This is a genomic window from Micromonospora sp. RP3T (assembly GCF_003027925.1).
GTDB lineage: Bacteria > Actinomycetota > Actinomycetes > Mycobacteriales > Micromonosporaceae > Micromonospora.
Genome location: NZ_PYPS01000014.1, coordinates 11,063 through 36,577 on the forward strand (window position 1 = coordinate 11,063; position 25,515 = coordinate 36,577).

Annotated in this window: 24 protein-coding genes and 1 tRNA gene; 12 read left to right on the forward strand and 13 right to left on the reverse strand. The window is 73.2% G+C overall.

What is annotated here, in order from left to right:
• The 6 genes from C8054_RS13375 (at window position 1) to C8054_RS13400 (ending at window position 5,176) form a co-directional block, all read left to right on the forward strand.
• On the forward strand, window positions 1-990 hold the full coding sequence (locus C8054_RS13375; protein WP_107157118.1) for a UTP--glucose-1-phosphate uridylyltransferase: 990 nt from the start codon (window positions 1-3) through the stop codon (window positions 988-990).
• A complete protein-coding gene (gene glp, locus C8054_RS13380) occupies window positions 987-2,300 on the forward strand; it encodes a gephyrin-like molybdotransferase Glp (protein WP_107157119.1) in 1,314 nt (437 codons plus the stop codon). Before C8054_RS13375 ends, glp begins: the two co-directional genes overlap by 4 nt.
• Entirely contained in the window at window positions 2,300-2,938 is a 639-nt protein-coding gene (locus tag C8054_RS13385) for a GNAT family N-acetyltransferase (RefSeq protein WP_107157120.1), read from the forward strand. The genes glp and C8054_RS13385 overlap by 1 nt, the downstream gene beginning before the upstream one ends.
• A 178-nt stretch (window positions 2,939-3,116) precedes the next feature.
• A complete protein-coding gene (locus tag C8054_RS13390) occupies window positions 3,117-3,899 on the forward strand; it encodes a hypothetical protein (protein ID WP_199199738.1) in 783 nt (260 codons plus the stop codon).
• Between the two features lie 174 nt (window positions 3,900-4,073).
• Window positions 4,074-4,147, forward strand: a tRNA-Ala gene (locus tag C8054_RS13395).
• 231 nt (window positions 4,148-4,378) lie between these two features.
• Window positions 4,379-5,176, forward strand: coding sequence for a hypothetical protein (locus tag C8054_RS13400; protein ID WP_107157121.1), 798 nt, complete (start codon window positions 4,379-4,381; stop codon window positions 5,174-5,176).
• Window positions 5,177-5,679: 503 nt separating this feature from the next.
• Here the strand turns inward: C8054_RS13400 and C8054_RS13405 are convergent.
• On the reverse strand, window positions 5,680-6,063 hold the full coding sequence (locus C8054_RS13405; protein ID WP_146179916.1) for a hypothetical protein: 384 nt from the start codon (window positions 6,061-6,063) through the stop codon (window positions 5,680-5,682).
• A 495-nt stretch (window positions 6,064-6,558) separates the two neighbouring features.
• Between C8054_RS13405 and C8054_RS13410 the strand changes: the two genes are divergently transcribed.
• On the forward strand, window positions 6,559-7,653 hold the full coding sequence (locus C8054_RS13410) for an EcsC family protein (RefSeq protein WP_107157123.1): 1,095 nt from the start codon (window positions 6,559-6,561) through the stop codon (window positions 7,651-7,653).
• A gap of 94 nt (window positions 7,654-7,747) precedes the next feature.
• Here the strand turns inward: C8054_RS13410 and C8054_RS13415 are convergent, their stop codons facing one another.
• Window positions 7,748-8,443 (reverse strand): proteasome protein, encoded by a 696-nt coding sequence (locus C8054_RS13415; protein ID WP_107157124.1) that lies wholly within the window; start codon window positions 8,441-8,443, stop codon window positions 7,748-7,750.
• A 148-nt stretch (window positions 8,444-8,591) separates the two neighbouring features.
• On the opposite strand from C8054_RS13415, the gene C8054_RS13420 reads away from it, so the two are divergent.
• Window positions 8,592-9,461 (forward strand): alpha/beta fold hydrolase, encoded by an 870-nt coding sequence (locus C8054_RS13420; protein ID WP_107157125.1) that lies wholly within the window; start codon window positions 8,592-8,594, stop codon window positions 9,459-9,461.
• Window positions 9,462-9,522: 61 nt separating this feature from the next.
• Here C8054_RS13420 and C8054_RS13425 read toward each other — a convergent pair whose 3' ends face one another.
• From C8054_RS13425 to C8054_RS13445, 5 genes are all read right to left on the reverse strand, one after another.
• Entirely contained in the window at window positions 9,523-9,987 is a 465-nt protein-coding gene (locus C8054_RS13425) for a hypothetical protein (RefSeq protein ID WP_107157126.1), read from the reverse strand.
• A 57-nt stretch (window positions 9,988-10,044) separates the two neighbouring features.
• Window positions 10,045-10,782: a G5 domain-containing protein gene (locus C8054_RS13430; protein WP_107157127.1), complete on the reverse strand. Its 738-nt coding sequence runs from the start codon at window positions 10,780-10,782 to the stop codon at window positions 10,045-10,047.
• A gap of 261 nt (window positions 10,783-11,043) precedes the next feature.
• Window positions 11,044-11,763: a hypothetical protein gene (locus C8054_RS13435; RefSeq protein WP_107157128.1), complete on the reverse strand. Its 720-nt coding sequence runs from the start codon at window positions 11,761-11,763 to the stop codon at window positions 11,044-11,046.
• A 129-nt stretch (window positions 11,764-11,892) separates the two neighbouring features.
• Window positions 11,893-13,152 (reverse strand): hypothetical protein, encoded by a 1,260-nt coding sequence (locus C8054_RS13440; RefSeq protein WP_107157129.1) that lies wholly within the window; start codon window positions 13,150-13,152, stop codon window positions 11,893-11,895.
• 79 nt (window positions 13,153-13,231) lie between these two features.
• Window positions 13,232-13,888, reverse strand: coding sequence for a 4'-phosphopantetheinyl transferase superfamily protein (locus C8054_RS13445; protein ID WP_199199739.1), 657 nt, complete (start codon window positions 13,886-13,888; stop codon window positions 13,232-13,234).
• 120 nt (window positions 13,889-14,008) lie between these two features.
• On the opposite strand from C8054_RS13445, the gene C8054_RS13450 reads away from it, so the two are divergent.
• Window positions 14,009-14,278 (forward strand): hypothetical protein, encoded by a 270-nt coding sequence (locus C8054_RS13450; RefSeq protein ID WP_107157130.1) that lies wholly within the window; start codon window positions 14,009-14,011, stop codon window positions 14,276-14,278.
• Window positions 14,279-14,334: 56 nt separating this feature from the next.
• On the opposite strand, the gene C8054_RS13455 is transcribed toward C8054_RS13450, so the two are convergent.
• The 3 genes from C8054_RS13455 to C8054_RS13465 form a co-directional block, all read right to left on the reverse strand.
• Window positions 14,335-15,108, reverse strand: a complete 774-nt coding sequence (locus C8054_RS13455; protein ID WP_107157131.1) for a peptidase — start codon at window positions 15,106-15,108, stop codon at window positions 14,335-14,337.
• Between the two features lie 2 nt (window positions 15,109-15,110).
• A complete protein-coding gene (locus C8054_RS13460) occupies window positions 15,111-16,400 on the reverse strand; it encodes a VWA domain-containing protein (protein ID WP_107157132.1) in 1,290 nt (429 codons plus the stop codon).
• A gap of 359 nt (window positions 16,401-16,759) precedes the next feature.
• Entirely contained in the window at window positions 16,760-18,430 is a 1,671-nt protein-coding gene (locus C8054_RS13465; protein WP_107157133.1) for a dolichyl-phosphate-mannose--protein mannosyltransferase, read from the reverse strand.
• 83 nt (window positions 18,431-18,513) lie between these two features.
• Between C8054_RS13465 and rsmI the strand changes: the two genes are divergently transcribed.
• Window positions 18,514-19,362: a 16S rRNA (cytidine(1402)-2'-O)-methyltransferase gene (gene rsmI / locus C8054_RS13470; protein ID WP_107157134.1), complete on the forward strand. Its 849-nt coding sequence runs from the start codon at window positions 18,514-18,516 to the stop codon at window positions 19,360-19,362.
• Window positions 19,363-19,481: 119 nt separating this feature from the next.
• Here the strand turns inward: rsmI and C8054_RS13475 are convergent, their stop codons facing one another.
• Window positions 19,482-20,309, reverse strand: a complete 828-nt coding sequence (locus C8054_RS13475) for a hypothetical protein (protein WP_233219624.1) — start codon at window positions 20,307-20,309, stop codon at window positions 19,482-19,484.
• Window positions 20,310-20,436: 127 nt separating this feature from the next.
• Between C8054_RS13475 and metG the strand changes: the two genes are divergently transcribed.
• Window positions 20,437-22,239, forward strand: a complete 1,803-nt coding sequence (gene metG, locus C8054_RS13480) for a methionine--tRNA ligase (RefSeq protein WP_107157135.1) — start codon at window positions 20,437-20,439, stop codon at window positions 22,237-22,239.
• Window positions 22,240-22,294: 55 nt separating this feature from the next.
• Here metG and C8054_RS13485 read toward each other — a convergent pair whose 3' ends face one another.
• Both C8054_RS13485 and C8054_RS13490 read right to left on the reverse strand, forming a co-directional pair.
• Window positions 22,295-23,146, reverse strand: a complete 852-nt coding sequence (locus C8054_RS13485) for an alpha/beta fold hydrolase (RefSeq protein ID WP_107157136.1) — start codon at window positions 23,144-23,146, stop codon at window positions 22,295-22,297.
• Window positions 23,147-23,204: 58 nt separating this feature from the next.
• The gene (locus tag C8054_RS13490; RefSeq protein ID WP_107157137.1) at window positions 23,205-24,449 is read right to left on the reverse strand and encodes a hypothetical protein; all 1,245 of its coding nucleotides are present in this window, start codon (window positions 24,447-24,449) and stop codon (window positions 23,205-23,207) included.
• Between the two features lie 82 nt (window positions 24,450-24,531).
• Between C8054_RS13490 and C8054_RS13495 the strand changes: the two genes are divergently transcribed.
• Window positions 24,532-25,485, forward strand: coding sequence for a TatD family hydrolase (locus tag C8054_RS13495; RefSeq protein WP_107157249.1), 954 nt, complete (start codon window positions 24,532-24,534; stop codon window positions 25,483-25,485).
• The last annotated feature ends 30 nt before the right edge of the window (window positions 25,486-25,515 follow it).

A 25,515-nucleotide genomic window follows, 5' to 3' on the forward strand; every position in this document is an offset into this window, starting at 1 on the left:
ATGTCGGAGCACTCAGCGAACCCCTCAGCGACCCCCGGTCGCTCCCGTGCGGTCAAGGCCGTCATCCCGGCCGCCGGCCTGGCCACCCGGTTCCTGCCGGCCACCAAGGCGGTCCCGAAGGAGCTGTTGCCGGTCGTCGACCGGCCGGTTCTGCAGTACATCGTCGAGGAGGCCACCCAGGCCGGCGTCACCGACGTGCTGCTGATCACCGGGCGGGGCAAGACCTCGATGGTCGACCACTTCGACCGGCGACCCGACCTGGAGGAACGGCTCGCCAAGAAGCCGGAGCTGCTGGCCGCCGTCAAGCGCACCGAGGAACTCGCCGCCGTCTACACCGTCCGCCAGCCGGAGCAGCTCGGCCTGGGCCACGCCGTCGGGTTCGCCGAGTCGCACGTCGGCGACGCCGCCTTCGCGGTGCTGCTCGGCGACGAGTTCGTCAAGCCCTCCGAGCCGCTGCTGCCGGCCATGCTGGAGCTCCAGGCCCGCACCGGCGGCGTGGTGCTCGCGTTCTTCGAGGTCGACCCGGCCGAGACCAGCCGCTACGGCATCGCCTCGGTCGAGCCGGCCGAATCGGAGTACGCCGACATCGCCGAGGTCGTCCGGGTCACCGGCATGGTGGAGAAGCCCAGCCCGGAGGACGCCCCCAGCAACCTGGCCGTCCTGGGCCGGTACGTGCTGCCGGGGCGGATCTTCGACGCGATCCGGCGGACGAAGCCGGGCAGCGGCGGGGAGATCCAACTGACCGACGCGATGGAGCTGCTGCGCACCGAGGGGGTGCCGGTGCACGCCATCGTCTACCGGGGCACCCGCTACGACACCGGCATGCCGCTCGGCTACCTCCAGACCGTGGTACAGATCGCCGCCGAGCGGGAGGACATCGGCACCGAGTTCCGCAAGTGGCTCGCGGAGTTCGTCAACAACGGCGACGAGACCGTCACCGACGCGGTCCTGGGCGGGCTGCGCAACGCGTCCGGCGGTGCCGATACATGACCGCGACGGCCGACGCCGAGGCGGCCGCGAACGAGTTGACGCCGCTCGCCGACTACCTGGGCAGCGTGCTGCGCAGGTTACGCGCGCTGCCTCCGCTCGACCTCGACCTGACCCAGGCGTACGGCAACGTGCTCGCCGAGGACGTGGTCGCCCCGCACTCGTTCCCCGCCTTCGACCAGGCGGCGGTGGACGGGTACGCCGCGCGCTGGGAGGACATCTCCGGAGGGAGCCGGGGGCCGGGCTACGTCCCGGCCCCCTCCGGTATCCGCGGCGGGCGCAGCATCCGGCTCAACGTGGTCGGTGACCTGGGCGCGGCGAGCTGGCGGCCGGTCCGGCTCACCCCCGGCGCCTGCTTCTCGGTGGCCGCCGGCGCGCCGCTGCCGGTGGGCGCCGACGTGGTGGTGCCGGTGGAGTGGACCGACCAGGGCATGGCCGCCGTGGAGATCTTCCGCGCGCCCAAGCGCGGGTACGGCCTGCGCCGCGCCGGTGAGGAACTCGTCGCCGGCACGCTGCTCGCCCGCGCCGGCGCGTACGTCTCACCGGCCCTGGTCGCGGTGTTCGCCGCCACCGGCATCGGGCACGTGGTGGTGCGACCCAGCCCCCGGGTGGTCATCGTGGCCACCGGCGACGAACTCGTCGACGTGGGGCGGGGCAGCCAGCCCGGCCAGGTGGTGGACACCAACTCGCACGCGTTGACCGCGGCGGCGGCCGAGGCGGGCGGGCTCGCGTACCGGGTCGGGATCTGCGACGACGACCCGGAGGCGCTGCGCGGCCTGCTGGAGGACCAGACGCTGCGGGCCGACCTGATCATCACCACCGGCGGCACCGGCACCGGGCCGGGCGACATGGTCCGCCGCATCCTGTCCCGCCGCGACGGCGGCCGGGCCGGGCCGGTGGCCTTCACAGAGGTGGCCCTCTATCCCGGCACGGCGCTCGGGTTCGGTACGGTCGGCGCCGAGGAGGTGCCGGTGGTGTGTCTTCCCGGTGAGCCCGGCGCGGCGCTGATCGGTTTCGAGGTGCTGGCCCGCCCGGCCATCCAACTGCTGGCCGGCGCTGAGCCGGTGTTCCGGCCCAGCGTGCGCGCGCACCTGCTGGAGACCGTCTCGTCGCCGGGCGGGCTGCGCGAGTTCCGCCCCGCGCACGTGGCCGAACGGCGCGGTGGCGGCTACACCGTGCAGCCGCTGGCCGGTGGGCCGTACACACTCTCCGGCCTGGCCGAGGCGAACGGCCTGCTGGTGCTCGGCGAGCGGGTCACCACCGCCGCCGCCGGCTCCACCGTGGACGTGCTGCTGCTGGACCGACGCCGGTGATGTTCCGGAGGGCGCCGGGGTGGCCGGCGGTGCTGGTGGACGGTCCGGTGGTGCTGCGGCCGTACCGGCGTTCCGACGCGGTGACCTGGTCGGCGATCCGGCGCGCCAACCGGGAGTGGCTGGCCCCGTGGGAGTCGCACGTGCCGGGCGGTTGGGACGCGACGAACTCGCCGGCCGCGTTCCGCCTGGTCCACGCCGACCAGCGGAGGTCGGCGCGGACCGGGGACGGCATGCCGTTCGCGGTCTGCCTGCGCGAGGACGGGCAGGAGCGACTAGTCGGCCACCTCAACGTGGGCAGCATCGTGCGGCGGGCGTTCTGCTCCGGGTACGTGGGCTACTGGGTGGACTCCCGGGTGGCCGGGCGGGGTGTGATCCCGACCGCTGTCGCGCTCGCCGTGGACCACGCGTTCGGCCCCGGTGGGCTGCACCGGATCGAGGTGAACATCCGGCCGGAGAACGTCCCGTCCCGGCGGGTGGTGGAGAAGCTCGGCTTCCGTGAGGAGGCCTACCACGTGCGGTACATGCACATCGACGGCGCCTGGCGGGACCACATCGGATACGCGATGACCGGCGAGGAAGTGGCCGCCGAGGGTGGTCTGTTGGCGCGGTGGCACCGCGTACGTGACAGCCGGCGCTGAGCCGTTCCGGCCGTGACGCCCGGCGCGGCGCACGGTGAAGCGGGTCGGCGGCCCGTAACCTCAAGTAACTGCAAGCTGTGGCAAGCGCTGCCGGCCCGCACGATGTGCGCCGTTAACGAGAGTCGACGGAAGAAGTTGCGGCCGTGTGGCGCTCGCCCCGAACTTGGTGACGGGAGGGGTGAGGGTGCCGACGTCGGTGCTCCTCGCCGTCCTCGCCGCCGCCGGTCTGCTCGCCCTCGCTCCGGCGCTGGTCCGCCGGTACGACGCCACCGAGCGGCTGGTGGCGGAGCGGGCGCAGTCGACGGCGCGGGTGCTTCAGCGCCAGCGTCGTCGCCGCACCGTGCCCGGACGCCAGCCTGTGCACCCGCCCCGCGCGCTCGTTGTCACCTTGAGTGAAGACTCCGACACGGGCGGTCTGGCCCGCCCGGTCTCCGCGCCTCCCGTCCGGCGGCGCTCCGGCCGGCTCCGACCCGTCTCGGCGGTCCCCGCGCAGTCCCGCCGACGGCACTCCCCCCGCCGACGGCACACCCCGGCCGTCTACCGCCGGCGCCGGGTGCTCGCCGCGCTGCTGCTGCTCAACCTGGTCGAACTGGTCGGCGTGATGCTGGTCGGGCCCGGGTTCTGGATCAGCGTCTCGGTCACCGGCGCGCTGCTCGTCGCGTACGTCGTACACCTGCGGCAGCGGGCCCTCGCCGAACGCCGGCGGCGGCGCGCGGACGCCCGGGAAGCGGCCTGGCTGGCCGCCCGCCAGGCCGAGGTGCGCCGCGAACAGGCCCGGCGCGCGGCGGCCCGGCGGGAGGCGCAGCGCCGGCTGGCCGCCCAGCGGGAGGCGGTCCGGCGCACCGCGATGGGCCTGGACCGGCCGGCGGACCTGCCGCCGGCCGCGAGCGGAGGTTCGGTGTCCTACCGGCGGGCGGGCGGCCTGCGCGGTCGCCCCTACCAGTCCGGCCGGGGCGCCTGACCGCTTGTTCCCCTGGTTTTGCGATCTTGGAGGATTTGGGCCCCTCCGGGGGCCGTTTCCTTCCAAGATCTCGGCGGCGGCGGGGTGGTTCGCGTGGTGGGGGCGTGACCTGTTAGCCTTGTGCCGGCCCGCCCGGTGCAAGCCGGGTGGGACCGACGCTGGTTCGCCAGCGGAGGGGCTGTGGCGCAGACTGGTAGCGCACCTCGTTCGCATCGAGGGGGTCAGGGGTTCAAATCCCCTCAGCTCCACCCATTTCAAAAGCCGTTCCCCCTGGTGGGAACGGCTTTTCTCGTGTACGGCAGCGGAGCCCAGGTCCGGGCGGTATGAAGCCGTACGAACATGTCGACATTGACCGCCGTCCCGGGGCGGGGTTCGATTCGTCGGCATCGCGGAGCCACGATTCGAGGTGGCCGCCGCGGCAGCGTTGGGTAGCGGGCTGGCATCATCGCGCTAGGTAGTGGCTACCGGAAGGAGACGGCGTGTCCTACTGGGAAGACCTGCTTGGTCACGCGTTCGGACTGATGCTCGGCCGACCGCTGGCGGAGTTCGACGCGGCGGGGACGTACGCGGTCTTCCACTACGACGACGAGACCGCTGGCGAGATACTCGAGGACCTTGATCCCGCAGAACTCGTCGCCGACGTCAACGGGAGGTCGGGCGACAACGGCGGTGAGTGGCTCTACCCGGGCCGCTGGGTGCCCGACCTGGCCAGGTCGGCGTTCATCGCCACACATGTGCGGCCCGCCGCGCTCCAGCCGCTGCTCACCGTCACGACGGATGACGGCCGGGCGATGGTGTGGGGCAGGAGCATCGGCAGGGCGCTACAGGCTGGCTCGCTGAGTCTCGACGAACTCAGCCCCGACGGCTACCGGCGGTATCCCCATCTGCTCCTGCGGCCGCGGACGGACGGCTCGCTGCTGGACGCGATGCGGACGGCGACGTGGACGATGAGCGCTCCAGCCGGTCTGTGCGACATCGGCGACAGCCTCGTACGACATGGGTACGTCGAGCCCGATGTCAGTGTGGTCGATCCTCGCTGGGAACCGGCCCTGGACCAGGTCGGCGACGATGCGCTGCGACGGCACCTTCGCGGACTGTGCCTCCAGGATCGCTGGGCACGTAGTACCGGCGCGTACTACCTCGGCCCCGGTGAATGCCCGGACGATTTTCGGCCGATCGCCGACTTGCCGGGCAGCAAGGTAATCGCTGGCTGGGAGTTCGGTGAGGGCCAAGGTGCCACGGTCGTCATGCTCCTGAGTGAGCCTTCTCCAGGCTGATCGTGCGGCTCAGGGGTGGACTGACGATGACCGCGCCGTTTCTGTCCCTGGCCCAGATCGGCAATCGGCTGATTGTCACCGCCCGGTGGATTCTCCGCGACCACCGGCCCGGCCCGACGGTCGCTGCCCGATCTGCCGGACGGCGGCGTGCGCGGTGGCCGCTGCCGCCCGCGACGTTCTCCGCGCGGCCGGAAAAGTGCAGTTCTGGAGTACGGGGCCACCCGATCGGGGCGATCCCCGGCGGGCCGATCGACCTCGGACGCCCCCATTCGACCCGTGCGCCGCCGGTTCGCGTCGAAAGGCCACGGTGCGCCTTTGCCATTGATGCCGATGGCAGGCAGTAAACCGAGGTGGGTGGCGAAGTCGCCGCAGACAGTCAGAGTGCTGATTTCGCGTCACCCCGCTGCCTGCGACAACCACACCACATCGTTCATCGGGTCGTCCGACTAGACGACGCGTGGGGGTGCCGTGGTGGCTTTCCGCGCGTCATCCGCCGGTTCGGATCAGGTCTTGTCCCGCTGCTCCCCACCGACAATCGCCGTGCAGCAGCCGGGGTTCGCCCAACCTTGCGCGGTGAGATTCCAGACGATCGTCGTGTTCTCCGGGAAGTCGTAGTTACAGGTCTTGGAGGTGCCGGCGCCGTTGCTGTTCACGCACTGGCCGCTGCGGCTGCCCACCTGCCAGAAGGCGATCGCGGCCCGCCCGTCGCTCTCGTCGTCCCACACCGTGAACTTGTCGCCGTAGCTGGTGAAGTTCGCGTGCGCGATCCGGTTCGGCCAGATTCCGTAGATGGTGTCGCCGGAGTCGGCGAGTGCGGGGGTCGCGGATGCGGCAACAAGTGCCACCACCGCAGTGGCGGTGAATCCGATCCTTCGGGCTAGCTTCATGACGAACTCCGTTCCCAGGCACCGCATTCGGTGCCGTCATGGTTCGTTGAACACGACATCCGGGGAATCGGCACACCCGCCGCCCCCCCAGCGATCTCCGATGAGCATAGTCCACTGTGTCTACCCCCCCCGTTCGGTGAACGTCGACGGGTGCTGGGAGGGCGACGCGTAAACCGCGTTAGGAGCGCTCCCAAATGCAGCTGTCGGTAAAACCGCGAGAGTGCATGACAATCGCCGCCGTGTTCCTATTCAGACTGACTTGTCGGATGACACCCGGCATGACGGGTGCAAATCCCCTGCGGTCTCGCGCAGTTCGAAGGCCGCCCGCTGTGGTCCTTTCCGGACTTCGGCGGGGCCCTGTCCTGCTGCCCTCCGCAACCGCTGCCACGTGCCGACCGGCGCCTGAGTCGGATAGCCGCTTGTCGGACCGCTTGAGGGCCGGCGTCCCCGGCACCAGACTTGAGCGGGTTTTCACGAATCGATGGGGGGCCGCTGATGCGGGAAGGCATGTCCGACTACGAGGCCCGGGCCTGGTCCAGCCTGCTGGAGAGCGAGCGGAAGCGCCGCGACGGCATGCGGGCGCGCATGGTCGGACAGGTCGCGTCGCTCACCAGGCGTGCCGGCGACCAGATCAAGAAGATCCCCGGCGGGAGCCGGACCATGCAGTTCGGCGACGAGACCATCATGAAGGCGCTGGAGGGCGGCTTCAAGGCGATCTTCCTGCCCGCCGTGCGTTCGGCGTCGCTGACCAGGCGGGCCGAGCGGTTGCGCCGTGACCACCCGGATCTGGCCGAGGGCTCGCCGTTCGGCGCGCTCGATCTCAAGGACCTCGACAAGGGGCGGCCCGCGATGACGATCCCGTTCGTCGGGGTGATCGAATCCGGCCTCGCCTCCGTCGCGGTCACCGGCGCGACGGTCAGCACCACCGTCAGCGGCGGTACGACGGCGGGTGTCGCGGTCGCCGCGGTGGCGTCGGACGTGGTGATCTCGCTGGCGCTGCTCGGCCGGGCGGTGGCGGAGGTGGCGGTCCACTACGGCTACGACCCCCGGGACCCCGAGGAGGAGTTGTTCCTGATGGGGGTCCTGAACTACAGCATGGCGTCGTCGTCCGCGAGCAAGACGGCAGCGCTCGCGAGCCTGTCGCGCCTCACCCAGCAGATGATGCGCCGTGCCACGTGGAGCCAGTTGGGCCGGGACCCGCTCGTCCGGGTCATCCAGCAGATCTTCAAGCTGCTCGGGCTGCGGCTGGTCCGGACGCGGCTGGCGAACGTCGTGCCGATCGCCGGCGCGCTCGTCGCCGCCGGGCTCAGCTTCGCGATGCTCCAGTCGGCAATCGAGGACGCGACCCGGCTATACCGCGCCCGTTACCTGGCGGAGAAGCACGGGCTGTCGTGGGAGGAGTGGATCACGAAGCCGGCGTCGGCGGCGGACGCGACGGAGCCCGCACAGCAGGCCGAGGCGACGGTGGTTGAGGTCGACGAACTGCTCGACGACGTCACGTCCGTCGAGGCGGGAGACTCGGCGGTCGAGGAGGAGGTCGACGACGTCCGGCCCGCCCCGGACGACCGGCTGAACGGCCCCCGCGCCTGACGGGTGGCGGCGTCGGCGGCGATCCGTGGCCGGCTCCAGGCATCGCACGCCCCGCCGGCCCGTTCCACCCACCGATACGCGGCCCCCGCCGGCGTCAGTCGAACAGCCGGTCGAGCGTTTCCTGTTCGAGGTCGCGCCAGCGCTGGCAGTCCTTCAGCGCCTTGGCGATCTCCTTCTCGTCGAGGTGGTGGGCACCCTCCTCGCGGATGCACGCCACGCTGAACGGCCCGCCGACCGACGGTGAGGTCCGCTCCAGCGCCTCCAGCACCCGTACCACGCCCACCACGCCGTACTCGACGGTGCGCGTGGTCATCCGGAAGTGGGACAGCAGTGCGCCGGCTTGCTGGGCCATGGGCGCGCCGGAGCCGATGGCGTGGAAGCCCACGTCCTCGTAGCGGCCGATGAGCCCGTTGGGATTGATCTCCACGACCCACGGCCCGCCCTGGCTGTAGCCGGCCGCGAGCAGATACGCCGACACCCCGCCGCCGCTGCCCTCGCCGGGCACGTCCGGGATGTAGTTCTCGTAGTGCTTCTTGAACACGGGCAGGACGCGCTCCTGCAACTCGTCGCCGATGTCGGGTGCTTCGAGGATGGCGGTGGCCGAGTCCTGGAGGAGAGGGCGCAGGTCGTTGAGCACTCCCCGCGCGCCGCTGCCGCCCCAGGCCGCGCACGATCCCAGCGGGTGCAGCTTCTGGGCGGGAAAGCTCAGACCGCGGTCGCTCTCGGTGATCTGGGAGTCCGCGCCGATCACCACCCCGTCGCTGCAGACAACGGCGAGCACGACGGTCATGGGGCCTCCTGAGCAGGGGTTACCGGGGTTGGGCGCGAGGTACCCGGCATCCCGCCCGCCTACACCCCCGACAGGTGACGGCAGCCGCATCGGCATGGGAATCCCGGCGGACCGATGACTTTCCGGGCCGACGACTGTCGACCGGAGCATGACCACGCACACGCTCCAGACACCCGACGTCGACCTCGTCTACGACGTGCACGCCCCGCATGCCACCACCGGCGGGCACCGGCCGCTGTTCATGATCGGCCAGCCGATGTGCGCCGACGGCTTCGCGGCGCTGGCCTCGTACTTCCCGGACCGGACCGTGATCACCTACGACCCGCGCGGGCTCGGCCGCAGCGTGCGCCGGGACGGCCGGACCGACTCCGTGCCCGAGACCCAGGCCGGCGACGTACGGGCCGTCGTCGACGCGCTCGGCACGGGCCCGGTCGACATGTTCGCCAGCAGCGGCGGCGCGGTGACCGCGCTCGCCCTCGTCGCGGCGTACCCGGACACGGTGGGCACGCTGGTGGCGCACGAGCCGCCGCTCGTCACGCTGCTGCCCGACGCGGACGCCGCCGCACGGGCCACCGCGGCGTGCCAGGAGGCGTACCGGAAGAACGGCTGGGGTGCCGGCATGGCCGCGTTCGTGGCCATGACGTCGTGGCGCGGCGAGTTCACCGACGACTACTTCGCCCGCCCCCTGCCCGACCCGGCGGCGTTCGGGATGCCGGTCGAGGACGACGGCTCCCGGGACGACCCGCTGCTCTCCGACCGGTCCGTGGCGGTCACCAGCTACCGGCCCGACGTCGACGCGCTCCGCGCGGCACCGACCCGGCTGGTCGTCGCGGTGGGCGAGGAGTCGGCGGACACGTTCACCGGCCGTACTTCGGTGGCGACGGCCGAACTGCTCGGTGGGCGGCCGGCGGTCTTCCCGAGCCACCACGGCGGCTTCGTCGGTGGGGAGGGCGGCTACGCCGGCCAGCCGGAGGCGTTCGCCCGCCGGCTGCGCGAGATCCTCGACGACCGGGGCTGACCGGCCGGCCCCGGCCTCCCCGCCCGGCAACCGCGTCGCGGGCGACCCGGGCTCCGCGGCCTCAGGCCCGGCGCAGCTCGGTGACCATGACCGGGTAGGGACCGGCCGGCGTGTCGGGGCCGGCCTGGTCCGCCGGGACCACGTTCTCCATCACCAGCCGCAGCGTCTCCGGGTCGGCGGCGTCCAGCGTGATCCGCCACCCCCACCCGCCGGCGTACTCCGCGGCCAGCTCGACCGCCGACGCCGCGCCCGTCGCGCCGGTGAGCGTCATCGCGGTGGGCTGCTGGTGCCACGAGTCGCCCCACCAGGCGGCCAGCGAACCCGGCTGCTCCCCGGCGGCGAGCACGAGCAGACCGTCCTGCGGGCCGTCGTCCGGATGCGCCCACCCGTACGCCACGGTGGTCAGGTGGCCGCCGGCAGCGGTCGTCACGGTCAGCGTGGCCGGCGACTCGGCGAACGGATCGGCCGGCAGCATCCGGAAACCGTTGGTGCCGGCCCAGGAGCCGGTGGCGTCAGCGAGGATCACCGGCCCAGCATAGGGGCGCGGAGGTCGTCCCCCGTGCCCCTGCGCCGGCAGCAGCCATCAGTCGTCGCAGCCCACCCCGTCGCCGTCCCGGTCCAGGTCGTAGATGTCGCTGCCGACGACCCGGACCGGGCCGTCGACGTACGCGGGGCCGTTGCCGCTGCCGCCGGAGCAGTCCACGTCGCTCGCGACCGGTACGCAGGCCCCGCTGTAGTTCGGGTCGCACCTGCGCGCCGGCTTGGTGCCGACGGCGACCACCTGCGTCACCGGCTGCTTGCTGACCACGGACCGGAGGAGCTTCCGGGCGGTCTGCACCCCGTCGGTGACCGTCACCTGGTAGGTCAGCGTGCGCACCCCGTTGACGCCGCGCGTGCGTACCTTCTTCGTGCCCTGCGGCAGGGTGGCGTCCTTGACGGTCCGGATGGGGTAGGCGATCTTCGCGGTCGCGGTGACGGTCGTGGTCCGGACCCGGGGCGAGGGCGGCGCGCTCGGACTCGGGCTCGGGCTCGCCTCGGTCGGCGACGGGGCCGGGGCCGGGACGGAGGTCGTCGGCGCGGCGACCGCCGCCGCCTCGACACCGGTCGTCGCGGTCGTGGCCGGCGCGACCTTCTTCCCGGCCGGAGCCGAGGGGGAGTCGGGGCCGGCGCCGATCGCCACGCCGCCGCAGCAGCAGAGCACCAGCACGCCCGAGGCCACGACCGCGACCTTCGCGCCGCTGGAGAGCCGGCGCCACCAGGACTGTCTCGGAGCGGGATACGCCGGGCGGGGACCCGGGACCTGCGGTGATGGGTTCGTCACGCACCACAGTCTGCTTGCGTACGCAACGATTGCCAGCGGTCAATCGGTGCGCTCCATCTCGACGCTGCGGCAGCGTCCGGCGACGACGAGTCGCGGGATTCGGACAACCGGCGGGCCCCGGGCGCACCCGTCGACCGGCCCCGGACCGGCGGACCGACGACGGCCAGCCGATCGGCCCGCCGCGACCCCGCCATGGATCTTGGTACGGGACCGCCCTCGCCGGGGCCGTTCCGTACCAAGATCTCGATGCGGCGGGAACGGCTACAACGGTGGCAGCAGGGCGGTCAGGTCGGCGGCGTGCCGCAGCGTGTCGGCCAGCCGGCCGCGCAGCGCCTCGTCCAGCGGCACCGCGTCGGCCCGCCGCAGCAGCCCACGCGCGGCCGACGGCTCTTCCAGCAGCAGCGCCAGCTCGGCGCGGTAGACGAGCGCCTCGACGTGGACGGCCGGATCGTCGGCGGCGTCGGGCCGGGCCAGCGCGCGGTCGAGGATCCGCGCGGCCTGCGCGGGCAGCCCGCGCGAGTCGGCCTGCACCACCGCGTTCCGCAGCGCCCGGGACAGCCCGGCCCGGTCGTCGTCCGCGTCCGGGGTGGCGGCCCGGGCCACGAACCGGATCCAGTTGCCGCCGGGGTCGACGACGCTGAACCCGGTGTGCCCGCCGGCGTTGCGCCGGAGCCGGGGGCGCGTCATCCGGGGCACGCCGGAGACGAGCACCTTGCCGTAGGCGGCCCGCAGGCCCGCCGCGAAGGCCCGGTGGATGCCGACCGGATCGTCCACCACGACCAGGCAGCTACCGTACGAGGTGGCCGGATCGAACTCCGGCATGCCGAAGAAGTGCAGGTTCAGATCCTCCCGGCGCAGTGCCAGGTACGGGTTGGGACGCGCCTGCCGGTGCGTCACCTCGAAGCCGAGGGCCCGGTAGAACGGCGCGACGTCGTCCAGGGAGCGGCACGGCAGCAGCGGGATGGTGGTCTCGTTCGCCATCCGTCGAGCCTGGCGGCCGGCGAGTGGCACACGCACATGAAAAGACCTGAACGGCCCGGCGGCACCGTCCGAACGGCCCCGGGGGCCGGCCCTCGACGGGACCGGCCCCCGGGCGGGGTCACGCGTCGGTCAGGGCTTCCAGGACCCGGCGGTACGCAGGTGGTGCTCGTACTCGACGACGCCGTTGCGGTCCTTAACGTCGAAGATGAGCTGACCGCTGCGCTTGGAACCGGCCGGCAGGTTGTTGCCGGAGGTCATCAGCTTGCCGCAGCCGGAGAACGCGCCGGCGATGCCGCTCTCCTCGGTGCCGTCCGCGCCCTTCCAGGTGAAGAAGAACGGGTTGATCGAGCCGGTGCCCTTGGTGACCTCGGCGGACACGTCGGCGATCAGGAACGTGCCGTTCTTCGGGGCGGACGCGAACTCCCGGCAGGCGGTGTCCTTGGTCCGGAAGTTGCCGACGGTGATCTCCACCGTGCCCTCGTCGTCGTTGACGATCAGCTTGTCGCCGGCGGGCATGTTGAACGTCTCGTCGTCCGTGGTGCCCGGCTGGGGCGTGGTGACGGATGGGTCACCGGTGGCCGGTGGGGGATCGATCGGGTTGCTGTAGCTGATGTCCGGGGTGGGCAGCGTGTCGATCGCTTCCTTGGTCTTCTTCGCGCCGCTGTAGAGCGCGAAGATGCCACCGCCGCAGCAGAGCAGCAGCAGGACCACCACCACGATGCCGACGGTGAGCCAGACGTTCCGGCTGGACTTCTTCGCCGGCGGCCCGAACGGCTGCCCCGGTGGCGGCGGGTACGGCCCGGTCGCCTTGTACGCCTCGCCGCCCGGCGGCGGGTACTGCCCACCCGGCGGCGGGTACGGTGCGCCCGACGCGGGCGGATACGACGGCTGCGCCCCGCCCGGCGGCGGATAGCCACCCGGCGGCGGGTAGCCACCTGCCTGCGGATAGCCCTCTCCCTGCGGGTAGCCGCCCGCCTGCGGGTGACCCTCCGCCTGCGGGTAGCCGCCCGCCTGCGGGTACGCCCCACCCGGCGGGTACGGCGCCCCCGACGTCGGTGGTGCCGGCGGGAACGCCTCGGTGGACGGTGGCGGCGGGAACGCCTGGGTCGACGGCGTCGGCGGATAGGCCTGGGTCGGCGGAGCCGGCGGGAACGCCTGAGTCGGCGGAGCCGGCGGGATCGCCTGAGTCGGCGGAGCCGGCGGGATCGCCTCGGTTGGCGGCTGGGGCGCGCCCGAGACGGGGGCCGTCGGCGCGTCCGGGGTCGGCGGCGGCGCCCAGGGGCTGCCGGACACCGGCGGCATCGGCGCGGTGGGGAACGCCTGCGTCGGCGATTCCTGCGGCTGCTGGTCCGGGTCCTGTGACCCGGACGGAGGCTGAGGGTGGCTCACCGTACTCCTTGGGCACCTTCGGGAGGAGATTTCAGTCGGGACGACGGTACAAGCCGCCTACAACGCCGCCGTCCGGCCCTCACCGACGCACCAGGACGGCGGCGGTACGGATCAGGTCGTCGTCCACCGTGAACCGTCCGGTGATCGACGACGGCGGATCGGGTACCGGGGCGGCGGCGAGCCGGGCCGGCGCGATCTCGGCGCGGAACGTGCCCGCGTCGGGGTCGAGCGTGAGCCGGGCGTCCGGGAAGCCCAACCAGGTGCCGACGAGCGGGTACCAGACCTTGTAGACGGTCTCCTTGGCGCTGAACAGCACGGTCGGCCAGGGCGGCCCGGACGGCAGCCGGGCCAGGTCCGCCTCCTCGTCGGGGCGGCACACCTTCCGGCGTACCCCGGGGGTGAGCGGGCGGTGCCGCTCGGCGTCGATGCCGACCGCGCGCACGTCGGTGGCGCGGGCGACGGCGGCGGCGCAGTAGCCCTGGGTGTGGGTGATCGCTCCGACGACGCCGGCCGGCCAGACCGGGGCGCGGTCCGCGCCGGTGGGCAGCGGCGTGACCGGCAGGCCGAGCGCGGCGAGCGCCCGGCGGGCGCACGTCCGGCCGGCGGTGAAGTCACGTCGCCGGCGGGGCACCGCGCGGTCGCCCAGGCCGGCCCGCTCGGCCGGCAGCAACGTGCCGGACCAGTCGTCCGGACCGGCCACCGCCACCGCCACGGTGGACGGCAACAGGTCACGCACGTGCGTCAGTGGGTGACGGGGACACGCGGTGACCGTACCGTAACGGCGGAGCGCAGTGTGGCGCTGAAGGAACGTTGCGGGGGGAGGCAGCGTCATCGACATCGATGGAAGGAGTGGCCGATGGCCCCCTGTGTGGAGGCGTCGGAACCACGGTCCGGCGAGCACGTCCCCGTGACGCCCGACTGGACCTGCGGCTCGTGCGGCGAAGACTGGCCCTGTGCCACCAAACGCCGGAACCTGCTGATCGAGTACCAGGTGGACCGGGCGTCGCTGAGCGTCTATCTCGGTTCCTGCCTGGCGGCCGCCACGCACGACCTGCGTGCCGCGCCGGTCACCGCGTTGCAGGACCGGTTCATCGGCTGGGTGCCGCGCGGTTCGCGTACGGTCTGAGTGTCGTGCTTCCGGTGGCCGCCGCGTCGGGTTCGCGGCGGCCACCGGAAGCGGTCTCAGCGGCGGCGGGGCCGCCGGGTGAGGGCGAAGCCGACCACGCCGGCCACGGCGGCGAGGACTCCGCCCACGCCGGTCCACACCCAGCGCGAGCCGGCCTCGGGGAGCCAGCCGGTCAGGTCGGTCTCCTCCTCGGCGGCCGGTTCCGGCGTCGGCTCGGCGGTCAGCACCGTCCCGGCCCGCGTGTTCGGCACCAGTGGCGCCGCCAGTTCACCGTCGTCACCGGACGCGCCGCCGGAGTCGGTCGCGCCGGCCAGCAGGTCCACCTCGATCGGCAGGCCCAGGTCGGGCTCGGGCAGTTCGGTGACGGAGAGCCGGACGTAGTAGGTGCCGGGCAGCGGGTCACCGGACCACGGCTCGGCCCACGGCCGCACCCGGCGCAGCGTGCAGCCGAGCGTCACGCCGGTCGCCGCCGCGTCCACGGTGGGGGTCTGCGCGCCGGCCGTGCACGCCTGCCGGCGACGCAGCCCGTCGAACACGTCGACGGTCCAGGTGGACGGGCCGGTGCGCGGCTTTCCGAAGGCGACCGTGACGCCGACCTCGTGCACCTGCCCGGCCTCGGCCCGGAACGACCAGTACAGGTGGTCGCCGGTCGAGGCGCCGACCCGTACCGGCTGGCCGGCGGTGATGCTCGTGGCGGTGAGGAACGAGGTGCCGGCCTTGGTCACGGTGGTCGCGCCGGGGGACGGGCTCGGCGCGGCGAGGGCGACGCCGGGCGTGAGCGCGAGACCGGCGGCGGCGGTCGCCGCGGCGACGCGGATGAGGGTACGCATCCTCAGTTCTCCCTCCAGGTGGCGACCCACCAGCGGGTGAGCAGCCCGGCGACCAGGCCGGTGACGAGGCCGGCCAGGGTGAGCAGGAGCAGCAGGGCCCAGCCGCGGCCCAGGTCCGGCCCGTCCGGGGCGGGGGAGGCGGCGACCACGTCGACGGTCAGCTCCACCGGCATGCCCGGTTCGGCGCGGGTGCCGGCGCGGGCCGCGAACGAGTTGCTGACCACCAGGCAGACGGTCCGGGCCGCCGCCGTCGCGCTCGGGGTGGGCGTCGGGCCGGCCGCGTCCTCCTCCTCGGCGGCCGACCAGCGCAGGCCGGCCGAGACCACGTCGGTACGCCCGCTGCCGGCGTCGACGCCGCGCACCAGTTCCCGCCCGTCCGGCGCGGTGGCCCGCAGCAGCACGCCGTAGTCCGGGTTCACCGGCCGGTCCAGCCCGATGCTGACCGAGGCGCGCAGTTCCTGCCCGGCGCGCACCGGCACCCGGTACCAGCGGTGTTCGGAGAACGCCTCCCGGTCGGTGTAGACGCCGGGCGCGAGCAGCGGCGCGTCCGCGCAGGCCGCCGCGCCGCCGACCACCGCCGGGGTGACGGTGTACGTGTCGCGGGCCCGGTCGACGAGCTGCTTGATCCGGCCGGTCAACTCGTCGGCGCTCTGCGCCGCGGTGTAGGTGCCGCCGGTGGCGCCGGCGATGCAGAGCAACTGCCGGCGTACCTTCTCGTCGGGGGCGAGGCCGAGCGTGTCGACCACCAGCCGGGTGCCCTGCGCGGCCAGCTCGCGGGCCACCTCGCACGGGTCGGGCGGGGCGCAGGTGTCCTCGCCGTCGGTGATCAGCACGATCCGGCGGGCGGTGCTGCCGGTGCCCAGGTCCTGCGCGGCGGAGCGCAGCGCCAGCCCGACCGGGGTGAAACCGGTGGGGCGCAGCCCGGCGACGGCGGCCTTGGCCTGGGTCCGGTCCACCGGGCCGACCGGCACGATCTGCTGGGTGTCCCGGCAGCCCTGCTTCTTGTCCTTGCCCCGGTAGGTGGCGCCGAGCACCCGGATGCCGAGCTGCGTCTCGTCGGGCAGGCCGTCGACCACCTCGTTGAACGCCTGCTGGGCGACGCTGATCCGACTGCGCCCGTCGATGTCGCGGGCCCGCATCGAGCCGCTCACGTCGAGCACCAGCTCGACCTTGGGTGGTTCGGCGGCGGGTTCGGTGGTCTCGTCGTCGGCCCCGGCAGGGCTCGGACCGATCAGCGCGATCGCCGCCAGCAGTCCCCACAGGACGGCCGTCGATCGTCTCTTGTTGATCACCGGGCGAGTGTAGTGAGATCCACAATGGAAGATCATCCGGGTGGTGGGGTGCGACCCGGTCGGCGATGGTGTCGAACTCGTTATGTTCCCGGGGGATGACCCACCGTTAGCTGCCCGATGTAAACCTTTCGGGGGGTGGCGCGTTGGTCGGAAATCTGACTGAGCTGCACCCGTTGTGCGGTCGGCGCAGTGTGGTTAAGCTCTGTCTTGCGCGCCCCAATCGCCCGCTTCCCCCGTGGCAGGCGATCGGGGCGCGCTTTTTTCTGCCCCGGCCCGCCAAGCAGATCTGCGGCGCTGGCGCAAGCACATTTCGGCCCGGCGGAGAGGTCTCCACCGGGCCGTCGTGCGTTCAGCCGGGCTCAGATCCAGCGGCCGTCCAGCCACATCCGGGCGGACCAGTCCGCGTACGGCAGCAGCTTGCCCACGAAGATCGGATAGAAGTAGCCGAAACAGAGCGCCACCAGCAGCACGTAGGCGCCCGCGATGATGCCGCCGACCAGACGGCGGTCATTGGTCTGCTCCTCGCTCGGCGGCGCGGCCGTGCCGGTGACCGGCGCGGGGGTGACGATCGCGCCCAGCACGTAGACCACGGCGAGCACCAGGAACGGCACCGCCGGCGCGGCGTAGAACGAGAACATCGTCCGGCCGTCGAGCGCGAACCAGAACCAGGGCAGCAGCCCGGCCGCCGCGCTCAGCAGGATCGCCCCGGCCCGCCAGTCCCGCCGGGCCAGGCCCAGCCAGACGGTCGCGGCCAGCGCCGGCAGGAACGACCACCAGAGCAGCGGGGTGCCCAGCAGCAGCACCTCGGAGGCGCAGCTCGCCGCGCCGCAGTTGCCGTCACCGGACCAGGCGAACGCCACCGGCCGGCCCAGCAGCAGCCACTGCCACGGCCAGGACTGGTACTTGTGCGGGTCGTCGAGCTGGGTGTGGAAGCCGTACGCGGCCTTGTGGTATTCCCACAGGTTGATCAGCGCGCCGAACACGGGCGTGTCGCTCAGCCCTTCGACGTTCGGGTAGCGGCTGGCCAGGCGGTAGTAGCCCTCGTCGCTCAGCAGCCAACCCGACCAGGTGGCCACGTAGGTCACCAGCATCAGCACGCCGGCCGCGAGCAGCCAGGGCAGCTCGTCGAGGACGGCGTCCCGCCACGGGCGGCGGACCCCGGCCGACCGGCGGACCCCGACCTCCCAGAGCAGCACCAGCAGCGCGAACGCCGGCACGAAGTAGACCCCGCTCCACTTCACCGCGCAGGCGCAGCCGAGCAGCACGCCGGCGAGCAGCCGCCACCACGGCCAGTTCCGCCAGCCCGACGCCGGCCGGCCGGCGTGCCCCGGCACGGTCGGGTCGAGCCCCGCCGCCAGCGCCCGGGACCAGCGTCGCCGCCGGGCGTCCCGGTCGAGCACCAGCGCGCCGAACGCGGCCAGCACGAACAACAGCAGGAAGATGTCGAGGATCGCGGTGCGGGACAGCACCAGGTGGAAACCGTCGAGCGCGAGCAGCAGACCCGCCGCGCAGCCGAGCGTGGTGGAGCGGAACATCCGTCGGCCGATGCGCACCAGCAGCAGCACCGACAGCGTGCCGCAGACCGCCGCGCCGAACCGCCAGCCGAACTCCGGGGCGGTGGTCATCAGGTGCCCCGGCACCGAGATGTTGGTCTCGGCGTCCTGGTAGCCGAAGGCCCACTCGCCGAGCCCGATCAGCCACTTGCCCAGCGGCGGGTGGACCACGTACGACGGGCCGTTGTCCTTGTAGTTCCACTCGACGCCCCGGTCGATGAGCCCGTACGCGTCCTTGGCGTAGTAGGTCTCGTCGAAGATCTTGCCGGAGGGGTGGCTGAGCCCGACGAAGCGCAGGATCGCGGCGATCGCCACCACCACGGCGGTGGCCAGCCACGCCTGCCCCCGGCCCAGATGGTCGTCGACCGTGGCGAGCCGACGCCGGACCGCGGCCGGGATGCCACCCCCGTCGTCGCCCGGTGAGCCGGCGGCCCGGTCGGTGGTGGAGGGCTCCTGTGCTGTCGAGGCACTCGTCACCCGGCGATCGTAGGCTGCGAGGGTGCCCGGTGGCGTCCATCGTCCCCGAAATTGGTACGACCATCGATGAGGGAGCGCACGCCGTGGGGGAAATGTCCGAGGTAGGGCGGTTAGTGCTGCTCGGTGCTCCGCTGGGCAACCCGGCCGACGCGTCCACCCGGTTCCGCGAGGTGCTCGCCGCCGCCGACGTGGTCGCCGCCGAGGACACCCGGCGGCTCACCCGGCTGGCCCGCGACCTCGACATCACCGTGCCCGGCCGGATCGTCTCCTACTTCGAGGGCAACGAGGAACGGCGTACCCCGGAGTTGGCCGAGGTGCTCACCGCCGGCTACACCGTCGCGCTGGTCACCGACGGCGGCATGCCGAGCGTCTCCGACCCCGGCTACCGGCTGGTGCGGGCCGCGCTGGAGGCCGGCGTCCCGGTCACCGCCGCCCCCGGCCCGAGCGCGGTCACCACCGCGCTGGCGTTGTCCGGGCTGCCCTGCGACCGGTTCTGCTTCGAGGGCTTCCTGCCCCGCACCCCCGGCGCCCGCCGCTCCCGGCTGCGCGCGCTGGCCGGCGAGGAACGCACGCTGGTGCTCTTCGAGGCGACCCACCGGATCGCCGGGGCGCTCGCCGACCTGGCCGAGGCGTTCGGCCCGGACCGGCCCGCCGCGCTCTGCCGCGAGCTGACCAAGACCTACGAGGAAGTGGTCCGCCGGCCCCTGGGCGAGCTGGCCGAGTGGGCCGCCGCCGGGGACGTACGCGGCGAGATCACACTGGTGGTGGCCGGTGCGCCGGCGACCCCGGCGGTCCGCCCCGACGACGACGCGCTGCGTGCCGCGGTGGCCGAGCGCGAGGCGGCCGGGGCGTCCCGGCGGGACGCGATCACCGAGGTCGCGACCGCGTACGGGCTGCGCCGCCGCGACGTCTACGCGGTCGTGCACCGCTGAGCCTGGGCCTGGGCCTGGTCCTGGTCCTGGTTAGGCGGGGGCCCCTTTTAACACCTCGCTGTTAAGCGGGGCCCCCGCCTCTACCGGAAGCGTTAAGCGGGGCCCCCTCCTTACACCCCTCACCAGGCGGCGGCGAGGAAGCCGATCAGGATCAGCAGCGGGCCGGCCACGGCCAGGCCGACGGCCCAGCGCCGCTGTCGCGGGTCCGCCAGTCGGGTCGCGCCGGTCCACCGGGCGATCCCGGCGGCGCAGCCCGCCACCAGGGCCAGGCCGAGCAGCCAGCGCAGATGCCGCCCGACGCCGGAGTCCGCGTACGCGGTGGCGCCGCCCGGTCCGGTCATCCGGGCCGGCAACGTGCTGCCGGTGGCGGTGTGCCCGGCGGGTACGCCGCTGACCCGTACGCCCTGCGCCTGGAAGCGGTCGCCGTCGGCCTGGAAGATGCCCCGGCAGCGCTGGGTGAGTCCACCGCCCGCACACTCGGTGATCATCACGGTGCCGCCCGTCGAGTGCCCCACCGCCAGCCAGAACGGGTCGGCGCTCACCCAGGCGAAGAACGCGGCGAGCAGACTCAGCGTCACCAGCACGGCGAGCCCGGCGGGCGGGTTCGGCGGGTGGACCGGGCGGGCCGGCTCCCGCCGGGGGCGGATCCGGACGGTCCGGCGGCGCGGCTCGTCGCGCAGCGGCGTGCCGTCCCAGTGCACCTCCTCGATCGGCGCCCAGCCGGTCGTCTCGTCGCCGGCCGGGGCGGACCGCCGCTGCCAGCGTGGCTGCCGCACCGGCACCCGGCGCGGCACGGCGTCGACCGGCGCCCCGGTGGTCGGCTCCACCTCCACCGTCGGATCCACCGGGTCCACCCGGGGCTGCGGGGCGACCGGCGTGGCGCGCGGCGCGGCCCGGGCGGACGCGGACGGCTCGGGCGCCGCTGGTCTGCTGGTCACGCCGTCCATTCCACACCTGCGGCACGGGCTCGCCGGGCAGCTCAGACCGCGTGTCGGCGACAAATCGGGCGTACGCCGGGCCGGCCCGCCCTATTGGTTCGCGGGGCGCCCACGGCAATCACTAGTCTTGACGCTCATGAGTCACGTTCTCGCCGCGGTCGCCTGGCCCTACGCCAACGGCCCGCGCCACATCGGCCACGTATCCGGATTCGGCGTTCCCTCCGACGTCTTCGCCCGGTACATGCGGATGGCCGGTCACGACGTGCTCATGGTCTCCGGCACCGACGAGCACGGCACCCCGATCCAGGTGCAGGCCGACGCCGAGGGGGTCACCGCGCGTGAGCTGGCCGACCGCTACAACCGGGTGATCGCCGAGGACCTGCGGGCGCTCGGCCTGTCGTACGACCTGTTCACCCGCACCACCACCCGCAACCACTACGCGGTGGTGCAGGAGCTGTTCACCGGGCTGCACCGCAACGGCTACATCGTCCCGAAGGTCACCACCGGGGCGATCTCCCCGTCCACCGGCCGCACCCTGCCGGACCGCTACATCGAGGGCACCTGCCCGATCTGCGGCTACGACAGCGCCCGCGGCGACCAGTGCGACAACTGCGGCAACCAGCTCGACCCGATCGACCTGATCGACCCCAAGTCGAAGATCAACGGCGAGACGCCGGAGTTCGTGGAGACCGAGCACTTCTTCCTCGACCTGCCCGCCCTCGCCGACGCGCTGCGGCAGTGGCTGGACACCCGGGAGGGCTGGCGGCCCAACGTGCTGCGCTTCTCCCGGAACCTGCTCGACGACCTCCAGCCCCGGGCCATCACCCGCGACCTGGAATGGGGCGTGCCGATCCCGCTCGACGGCTGGCAGGACCGGAACGACAAGCGGATCTACGTCTGGTTCGACGCGGTGATCGGCTACCTGTCCGCGTCCATCGAGTGGGCCCGCCGCACCGGCGACCCGGAGGCGTGGCGGAAGTGGTGGTCGGCCGACGCCGAGGGGAAGGACGCGCTCGGCTACTACTTCATGGGCAAGGACAACATCGTCTTCCACTCGGTGATCTGGCCGGCGCTGCTCGGCGGCTACTCCGGCGAGGGCGCCCGCGACGGCGAGCCCGGCCGGCTGGGCCGGCTCAACCTGCCCACCGAGGTCGTCTCCAGCGAATACCTGACCATGGAGGGACGGAAGTTCTCCTCCTCCCGCAAGGTGGTCATCTACGTCCGGGACTTCCTGGAGCGCTACGACGCCGACGCGTTGCGCTACTTCATCGCGGTGGCCGGCCCGGAGAGCAACGACACGGACTTCACCTGGGCGGAGTTCCTCCGCCGCAACAACGACGAGCTGGTCGCCGGCTGGGGCAACCTGGTCAACCGGTCCGTGTCGATGGCGGCGAAGAACTTCGGCGCGATCCCGCCGGTCGACCCGGCCGGGCTCACCGACGCCGACCGGGCGCTGCTCGACGTCGCGACGGCCGGCTTCGCCACCGTCGGCGACCTGATCGCCCGGCACCGGCAGAAGCAGGCCATCGGCGAGGCCATGAAGGTGGTCGCCGAGGCCAACAAGTATCTGTCCGAGCAGGCGCCCTGGAAGCTCAAGGGCGACGACGACAAGCCGCGGATGGGCACCATCCTGCACGTCGCGCTCCAGGTGGTCAGCGACGCCAACACGCTGCTCACCCCGTTTCTGCCGCACTCCGCCCAGCAGATCCACGAGCTGCTCGGCGGCACCGGCACGCACGCGCCGATGCCGGTGATCGAGGAGGTCGACGACCTCGACGGCGGCCCGGCCTACCCGGTGCTGACCGGCGACTACACGGTCGGGGCGCGCTGGGAGTCCGTACCCCTGGAGGTGGGCCGGCCGCTCGCGGCGCCCAAGCCGGTGTTCCGCAAGCTCGACCCGTCCATCGTCGACGAGGAACTGGCCCGCCTCGCCGGCTGACCACCGACGCGACGACGGCCCCGGGGAGACCCCCGGGGCCGCCTGTCGTCCGGGGTCAGGCCCGGGCCATGCTCGGCTTGCCGATGAACTCCATCAGCGCCTTGTTGACCTCGGACGGATGGGTCCACGGGATGCCGTGCGGCGCGCCCTTGAGCGTGACCAGCTTGGCGTCGGACAGCATGTCCACCAGCCGCTGACCCGTCTTCGGGAACGGCAGCACCATGTCCTTGTCGCCCTGGATGATCAGCACCGGGATCGTGATGTTCGGCAGGTCGCCGCGGAAGTCGGTCTGCCAGGCGTCCACCGAGTCGTGGGTGCCCTTCGCGGACGCCTGCGCGCCGATCTGCCAGTGCGCGTGGTACGCCTCGTCGCTGACCAGCTTGCCCTTGTTCTCGCTGGCGTTGAAGAACGCGTCGCAGAACTGCGTCAGGTAGGCGAACCGGTCCTGGATGATCGCCTGCTGGAACCCGTCGAACAGGCTCTTCTCCACGCCTTCCGGATTGTCCGGCGTCTTCAGCAGGAACGGCGCCAACGGAGCCATCACCACTGCGCGAGACACCCGGTCCGACCCGTACGCGCCCAGGTAGCGGGTGACCTCGCCGGTGCCCATCGAGTGCCCGACCAGGATCGCGTCCCGCAGGTCCAGCTCGGTCATCAACACGTCCAGGTCGGCGGCGAACGTGTCGTAGTCGTAGCCGAACGCCGGCTGGGCGGAACTGCCGTACCCGCGCCGGTCGTACGTGATCACCCGGTACCCGGCGGCGAGCAGCGGACCGCTCATCTTCTCCCAGGTCGCCCCGTTGAACGGGAAACCGTGGATCAGCACGATCGGCTGACCGGAACCGTGATCCTCGTAGTACAGGTCGATGGGTGCGGAGTTCTCCGTACCGACGGTGACGAAAGGCATGTCGGAATTCCCCCTCGCGTGGGTCTCGGACGCCCACGCCTTCCCGACCCGCCGCCGGCTATGCGTCGCGGCGCGGGTACGGCAGGTCCACCACCCGGTCCTCGGTCAGCTCGCCGCTCGGCGCCCACACCTCGTAGACGCCCCGTTCGTGACACTGCGCCCCGGTCACCGCCACCGCGTCCGGATCCGGGCGACGCAGCCGCAACCGCAGCCAACCCGACTCCTCCCGCAGCACCAGACAGGGCACCCCACGCCACCCGGCCGTCCGCAGCCGCCGGGCCGCCGCGTCCACCGGATAGCGGGCCGCCCGGGTCATCGCCAGCACCCGGAACCCGCCGGGCTGGTCGGCCACCGCCTCGTACTCGGCCCCGGCGTACGCGCCGACCAGCCGGGTCGAGCGCGGCGCGTCGCCGGTCGGCACGTACTCCTGGTCGGCGGCGAGGCCGGGCACCGCGGCCAGCAGGTGCCGCCACTGCGGACCGGCCAACCGCAGCCAGCCGCGCTGCTCCGCCTGATAGGTGTAGAGCACCACCTCCACCCCCTCCGCCGGGTAGGCGAGCAGCGTGGCGTTCGCCGGCACCGGCAGGTCGGCGAAGTCCCGGGTGACGAACTCCGGGACGAGCTGCCCGTCGCTCGGCACGAACCCGGTGCCCAGCACCGGCGGCCCGATCCGGTCCCGGGGCGGCAGGGCGGTCAGCCCGCGGTGCGCCGGGCCGACCGGGACGTCGTAGTCGGCCGGGTCGGCGGCCCGCCACCGCAACGCGTACGCCACGTCGCCGCCCTCCGAGTCGCCGCGCAGCACCGCCAGCCCCGCCGGCGTCCGCAGGTGCGCCACGTCGTGCTCCCGGTAGCAGAAGCCGTGCGGCAACCAGCCCCGCACGTAACCGGCGAGCTGCCGGGCGGAGAGCACCTTCACCATCCGGGTGCCCGGCCGGATCACCGCCGACGCCCGCACCGCGGCCAGCGTCGGGTCGCCCGCCGCCGCCGGCCGCTGGCTGAGCTGGTGCACGTACGCCCAGCCCCGGTCCCGGTGCACCGGCATCAGCAGCGGCGAGTCGGGCTCCTCGGTCGGCTCGGCCGCCCCGTGCACCGCGTCCACCTCGGTCGCGTGCACGAACTTCCGCCAGGGCAGGCCGCCACCCGGCCGGGGACACCACTCGAAGCCGGGCACCTCGTCGGCACTGAACAGCTCGTACGCCGCGCCCCGGGCGAGCTCCTCGGCCGGGTGCACGCGCCCGTCGTACGCCACGCGCAGCCCGGTCCGCTCGGAGGCGGCGCCGCCGGTACGGTCCGTGACGGTCATTTCCGGGACGCTAGGCCGGCCAGATGTGGGGCGTGTGAACGGCCGGTGGCGGTCCGGGAACGCGGCCCGGCGCGGGTGTGTGATGCTGGCCGCGATGACCGAGCAGACCGAGACCCGCAAGCAGCGCGCCGCCCGCCGGGCCGGCGAGTTCCCACCCGCACCCGAGCCGCTGCCGGTGCCCGTGCCGGACAGCCACACCCACCTCGACATCACCGTCGGCGAGTACGGCGCACCCCCCGGCGTCGACGGTGGCTCCCCTCCCGGCGGCGACGGTGGCCCCTTCTCGGGCGGCGCGGGTGACGGCGACCCGGTCGCCGCCGCGCTCGCGGTCGCCGCCGACGCCGGCGTGGACCGGCTCGTCCAGGTCGGCGTGGACGTCGCGTCGTCCGAGTGGAGCGCCGACGTCGCCGACCGGTACGCCGCGGTGCTGGCCACCGTGGCGCTGCACCCCAACGAGGCGCCCCGCCTCGCCGACCTGGACGAGGCGCTGCGCCGGATCGAGGCGCTGGCCGGGCGGGACCGGGTCCGGGGGATCGGCGAGACCGGAATGGACTTCTTCCGCACCGGCGAGGCGGGCCGGGCCGCGCAGGAGGAGAGCTTCCGGGCGCACATCGCCATCGCCAAGCGCCACCGCAAGGCGCTCGTCATCCACGACCGCGACGCGCACGCCGACGTGCTGCGCATCCTCGACGACGAGGGCGCCCCGGACACCGTGGTGATGCACTGCTTCTCCGGTGACGCCGACTTCGCCCGCGCGTGCGTGCGCCGCGGCCACCTGCTCAGCTTCGCCGGCACTGTCACGTTCGGCAGCGCCGCCGCGCTGCGCGAGGCCGCCGCCGTCACCCCGCCGGAGCAGATGCTGGTGGAGACCGACGCGCCGTACCTGACCCCGATGCCGTACCGGGGGCGGCCGAACGCGTCGTACCTGATCCCGCTGACGGTCCGGTTCCTGGCCGACACCACCGGCACCGACCTGGAGTCCCTCTGCGCCGCGCTGTCAACCAACGGTGAGCGCGCCTTCGGCCCGTGGCGGTGAGAAGGGGCCCCTTCTTGACGCCAGGCGTTA

Excerpts from the sequence above, each read along its gene's own strand:
- C8054_RS13375 (WP_107157118.1), top strand. The coding sequence starts at position 1 with ATGTCGGAGCACTCAGCGAACCCCTCAGCGACCCCCGGTCGCTCCCGT.
- glp (WP_107157119.1), top strand. The coding sequence starts at position 987 with ATGACCGCGACGGCCGACGCCGAGGCGGCCGCGAACGAGTTGACGCCG.
- C8054_RS13385 (WP_107157120.1), top strand. The coding sequence starts at position 2,300 with ATGTTCCGGAGGGCGCCGGGGTGGCCGGCGGTGCTGGTGGACGGTCCG.
- C8054_RS13405 (WP_146179916.1), bottom strand. The coding sequence starts at position 6,063 with ATGAAGCTAGCCCGAAGGATCGGATTCACCGCCACTGCGGTGGTGGCA.
- C8054_RS13410 (WP_107157123.1), top strand. The coding sequence starts at position 6,559 with ATGCGGGAAGGCATGTCCGACTACGAGGCCCGGGCCTGGTCCAGCCTG.
- C8054_RS13415 (WP_107157124.1), bottom strand. The coding sequence starts at position 8,443 with ATGACCGTCGTGCTCGCCGTTGTCTGCAGCGACGGGGTGGTGATCGGC.
- C8054_RS13420 (WP_107157125.1), top strand. The coding sequence starts at position 8,592 with ATGACCACGCACACGCTCCAGACACCCGACGTCGACCTCGTCTACGAC.
- C8054_RS13435 (WP_107157128.1), bottom strand. The coding sequence starts at position 11,763 with ATGGCGAACGAGACCACCATCCCGCTGCTGCCGTGCCGCTCCCTGGAC.
- C8054_RS13450 (WP_107157130.1), top strand. The coding sequence starts at position 14,009 with ATGGCCCCCTGTGTGGAGGCGTCGGAACCACGGTCCGGCGAGCACGTC.
- C8054_RS13455 (WP_107157131.1), bottom strand. The coding sequence starts at position 15,108 with ATGCGTACCCTCATCCGCGTCGCCGCGGCGACCGCCGCCGCCGGTCTC.
- C8054_RS13475 (WP_233219624.1), bottom strand. The coding sequence starts at position 20,309 with ATGGACGGCGTGACCAGCAGACCAGCGGCGCCCGAGCCGTCCGCGTCC.
- metG (WP_107157135.1), top strand. The coding sequence starts at position 20,437 with ATGAGTCACGTTCTCGCCGCGGTCGCCTGGCCCTACGCCAACGGCCCG.
- C8054_RS13485 (WP_107157136.1), bottom strand. The coding sequence starts at position 23,146 with ATGCCTTTCGTCACCGTCGGTACGGAGAACTCCGCACCCATCGACCTG.
- C8054_RS13490 (WP_107157137.1), bottom strand. The coding sequence starts at position 24,449 with ATGACCGTCACGGACCGTACCGGCGGCGCCGCCTCCGAGCGGACCGGG.
- C8054_RS13495 (WP_107157249.1), top strand. The coding sequence starts at position 24,532 with ATGCTGGCCGCGATGACCGAGCAGACCGAGACCCGCAAGCAGCGCGCC.